Source organism: Stenotrophomonas sp., assembly GCF_031995405.1.
GTDB lineage: Bacteria > Pseudomonadota > Gammaproteobacteria > Xanthomonadales > Xanthomonadaceae > Stenotrophomonas.
The window spans coordinates 12,599-16,836 of sequence record NZ_DAMAGC010000093.1 but is presented as its reverse complement, the minus strand read 5'-3'; the positions used below and the strand labels follow the sequence as shown (position 1 = coordinate 16,836).

General features: G+C 65.1%; 4 protein-coding genes and 2 tRNA genes (1 of these 6 cut by a window edge). 5 read left to right on the top strand and 1 reads right to left on the bottom strand.

All coding sequences use genetic code 11. The features are described from left to right. Positions 1 to 719 (bottom strand): ABC transporter transmembrane domain-containing protein (locus RTO53_RS14840; protein WP_312238515.1); only part of this gene is annotated, 719 nt, incomplete at its 3' end. A 270-nt stretch (positions 720 to 989) separates the two neighbouring features. Between RTO53_RS14840 and RTO53_RS14835 the strand changes: the two genes are divergently transcribed. From RTO53_RS14835 to RTO53_RS14815, 5 genes are all read left to right on the top strand, one after another. Then, a complete protein-coding gene (locus RTO53_RS14835; RefSeq protein WP_312238512.1) occupies positions 990 to 2,573 on the top strand; it encodes a cytochrome ubiquinol oxidase subunit I in 1,584 nt (527 codons plus the stop codon). Positions 2,574 to 2,588: 15 nt separating this feature from the next. Beyond that, positions 2,589 to 3,743, top strand: coding sequence for a cytochrome d ubiquinol oxidase subunit II (gene cydB, locus RTO53_RS14830; protein WP_312238511.1), 1,155 nt, complete (start codon positions 2,589 to 2,591; stop codon positions 3,741 to 3,743). Positions 3,744 to 3,797: 54 nt separating this feature from the next. Further along, the gene (gene cydX / locus RTO53_RS14825) at positions 3,798 to 3,905 is read left to right on the top strand and encodes a cytochrome bd-I oxidase subunit CydX (protein WP_256775620.1); all 108 of its coding nucleotides are present in this window, start codon (positions 3,798 to 3,800) and stop codon (positions 3,903 to 3,905) included. A gap of 62 nt (positions 3,906 to 3,967) precedes the next feature. After that, positions 3,968 to 4,044: transfer RNA gene (locus tag RTO53_RS14820), tRNA-Pro, on the top strand. Positions 4,045 to 4,183: 139 nt separating this feature from the next. Continuing rightward, positions 4,184 to 4,238: transfer RNA gene (locus tag RTO53_RS14815), tRNA-Pro, on the top strand (it continues 122 nt past the right edge of the window).

Here is a 4,238-nt window from a genome sequence, read left to right as displayed (position 1 = left end):
CGCAGCACTTTCATGGTGCGCTCGCGCACGCCTTCGGCGGCGGCGGCCACGCCGTCCAGCTCGGCCTCGCCACGTCCGTACAGGCGCAACAGGCCCAGGCCCTTGATGCGGTCGGCGAAGTGCCCGCTCATGCGCGCCAGTTCGCCCAGCTGCGCGCGCCCGGCCGCCTCGGCGCCCCAGCCCACCAGCATCATGAAGAACGGCACCAGCGGCGCGGTGAACAGCAGGATCAACGCCACCACCCAGTCGGTCCAGGCCACCGCCAGCAGGATCAGCAGCGGCACCACCACCACCTCGATCCGCACCGGCTGGTAACCGCCGTAATAATTCTCGATCGCATCGGCATGGGTGAGCATCAGTTCGCCCAGCTCCCCCGTGCGCTGCTGGCGCAGCCACAGCGGCCCGCGCGCCAGCAGCCGGCGAAACACCCGTTCACGCAGGGCCAGGCGCGCAGTGTCGGCGACATCGCCCGCGGCAGCCTGGGTGGCGCTGCCGAGCAGCGCGCGGACCACCAGCACCACCAGCAGGCCTGCCAGCACCGGGAAGGCGCTGGCCAACGGCCGGTGTTCGACCAGCACCGCCTGGATCAGCCAGGCAATGGCGGCGGCCTGCCCGATCAGCAGGGCCCCGGACACGCAGATGCACACCGCCGCCCAGCGCTGGCGGCCGCGCGCGGCGGCGCCCAGGCTGCCCAGCCACTGCAGGCGCTGCCGACGCAGGACGGTGGTCTCAACAGCGGTGGCTTCGGGGGGTATGCTCAAGTCGGATCACAGAGGGACACAGGGAAGTTCCAGTCGATTGTAGTGGGTGCCGGCATGGCACCCGTGCGGCAAGCGGTCGCAGCGTGCCCGGGGGCATACGATTCCTTCGCAGCCGGGTTTGTACATTGATCTGAATCAAGGCTGTTTGAAGTTGCAGGTCACAGAATTCATCCCGTAGACCCCCTTCCCGCCACCTGAAACGGCAAAACCCAACGAGGTAGCCAGGCCATGATTGATTCGACAGTCGTAGAACTGTCGCGGCTGCAATTCGCTCTGACCGCGATGTACCACTTCCTTTTCGTACCGCTCACGCTTGGCCTGTCCTTCATGGTGGCCATCATGGAGAGCGTGTACGTCATGACCCGCAAACAGGTCTGGCGGCAGATGACCCTGTTCTGGGGCACGCTGTTCGGCATCAACTTCGCCATCGGCGTGGCCACCGGGCTGGTGATGGAATTCCAGTTCGGCATGAACTGGTCGTATTACAGCCACTACGTCGGCGACATCTTCGGCGCACCGCTGGCCATTGAAGGCCTGATGGCGTTCTTCCTGGAAGCGACCTTCATCGGTCTGTTCTTCTTCGGCTGGAAGCGCCTGACCCCGGTGAAGCATCTGGCCGTGACCTGGCTGATGGCGTTGGGCACCAATCTGTCGGCGGTGTGGATCCTGATCGCCAACGGCTGGATGCAGAACCCGACCGGTGCGGTATTCAACCCGGAAACGATGCGCATGGAAGTGGTGGACTTCGCCGCGGTGCTCTTCAACCCGGTGGCGCAGGCCAAGTTCGTGCATACCGTCAGTGCCGGCTACGTGACCGGCGCGATCTTCGTCATGTCCATCAGTGCGCTGTACCTGCTGCGCAACAAGCACCGGGACATGGCCCGCCGCTCGTTCGCGGTAGCCGCCGCCTTCGGCCTGCTGTCCTCGCTGTCGGTGGTGGTGCTGGGTGACGAGAGCGGTTACGCCGCCAGCGAACACCAGAAGATGAAGCTGGCCGCGATCGAAGCGATGTGGGAAACCGAGCGTGCCCCGGCCGACTTCACCGCCTTCGGCATCCCCAACCAGACCACCCACACCAACGACTACGCGATCAAGATCCCGTACCTGATGGGCCTGATCGCCACCCGTTCGCTGGACCAGCCGATCCCCGGCATCCTGGAACTGGTGGGCCGTGCCGAGAACCGCATCCGCGGTGGCCAGCTGGCCTACGGTGCGCTGGAGCGCGTGCGCAAGGACAAGAACGATCTTGAAGCGCGTGAGATGTTCGATCGCCACTGGCAGGATCTGGGCCATGGCCTGCTGCTCAAGCGCTACCGCGAGGACATCCTCAACGCCACGCCGGAGGAAATCTCCAAGGCCGCGATGGACACCGTGCCGCGCGTTGCCCCGCTGTTCTGGACCTTCCGCATCATGGCGGGATTGGGCTTCTACCTGATCGCGTTCTTCGCGGTGGCCTTCTACTTCTCCTGCCGCAACAGCTTCCAGGACAAGCGCTGGTTCCTGAAGCTGGCCGTGTGGTCGCTGCCGGCACCGTGGATTGCGATCGAGTGCGGCTGGTTCGTGGCCGAGTACGGTCGCCAGCCGTGGGCGGTGGATGGCGTGCTGCCCACCTTCTATGCGGCATCGGGCTTGGCACTGCACGAAATCCTGACCACGCTGGCGGTGTTCACCGCGCTGTACACGGTGCTGCTGGTGATCGAAATCAAGCTGATGCTCAAGGCGATCCGCAAGGGTCCGGACGACATCCTGCCCTCGCTGCAGGCCGATATCCGCCCCGTTTCCCCCGTTGTTGCCGCCCCCGGCCAGGCCTGAGGCAGGAGAATCCAGATGGACTTCATTGCACTTGATTACACCACGCTCCGCGTGATCTGGTGGCTGCTGCTCGGCATCCTGCTGATCGGCTGGGCAGTCATGGACGGTTTCGACCTCGGCGTGGGCACACTGCTGCCCTTCGTGGCCCGCACCGATGACGAACGCCGGCTGGTGATCAACACCGTCGGCCCGGTCTGGGAAGGCAACCAGGTCTGGCTGGTGCTCGGCGGCGGCGCGATCTTCGCCGCATGGCCGCCGCTGTATGCGGTCAGCTTCTCCGGTTTCTACCTGGCGGTGTTCGTGATGCTGTTCGGGCTGATCCTGCGCCCGGTCGGCTTCAAGTACCGCAGCAAGATGCCCAGCAAGCGCTGGCGCGACAACTGGGACCGGGTGCTGTTCGTCGGTGGCCTGCTGCCGGGCCTGATCGCCGGCGTGGCGGTGGGCAACGTGCTGGTGGGCGTGCCGTTCCACTTCGATGACAGCATGCGCATCTTCTACACCGGCTCGTTCTTCGGCCTGCTCAATCCGTTCGCGCTGGTCGCCGGGCTGGTCAGCGTGGCCATGCTGGTCTCGCACGGTGCAGCCATGCTGGTGCTCAAGACCGATGGCCCGGTGGCCGAACGCTCGGCCCGTTATGGCAGCGTCGCCGCGCTGATCAGCTTCGTGCTGTTCGCCGCTGCCGGCGTCTGGGTCGCCTTCGGTCTGCCGGGCTACCAGATCACCTCGCAGGTAGTCACCGATGGCCCGACCAACCCGCTGCTGAAGACCGCCGAACTGGGCACCGTCGCCGGGGGCTGGCTGCGCAACTACAGCACCATGCCTGCGACCCTGGTGTTCCCGATCGTCGGCCTGCTCGGCGCACTGGCCAGCGCGGTACTGCTGCGGGCCCGTCGCGGCGGCCTGGCCTTCATCGCCTCGGGCGCCTCCATCGCCGGCATCATCCTCACCGTCGGCTTTGCGATCTTCCCGTTCCTGCTGCCCTCCTCCAGCCAGCCCATCTCCAGCCTGACCGTCTGGGACAGCTCGTCCAGCCATCTCACGCTGTGGATCATGCTGCTGGCCACGGCCATCTTCCTGCCGATCATCCTGGCCTACACCACCTGGGTCTACCGGGTAATGAAGGGCAAGACGACCGCCGAGGACATGGGCGACAACCCCAACGCGTATTGATGCCCCACGTGCCGACCCCCGGTCGGGACCTACCCCGCACATAGGAGATTGACCATGTGGTATTTCGCCTGGATCCTCGGCGCCGGCCTTGCCTCGGTGGTGGCCATCCTCAACGGCATGTGGTTCGAAGCCCGCGAGACCGGCCGCATCGACAACGCATGACGTTGGACGCGTAAAAAAAGGTTGCCGGCCCGGTCTTCACACCGTATCCTTGTCGGCTCCTTCGGGGTGTAGCTCAGTCTGGTAGAGCGCTACGTTCGGGACGTAGAGGTCGCAGGTTCGAATCCTGTCTCCCCGACCACTTCGGTGGTCGCATTGATGCCTGGAGGCTTTATTTCCAGGCATTTGTGTCAAAGGGCCGTGGCAACATGGCACCGAAGGTGAATACAACATCCCCCTTGCCGCCGAATGCGGGGATGGCTACAATAGGCGGCTCCTTACGGGGTGTAGCTCAGTCTGGTAGAGCGCTACGTTCGGGACGTAGAGGTCGCAGGT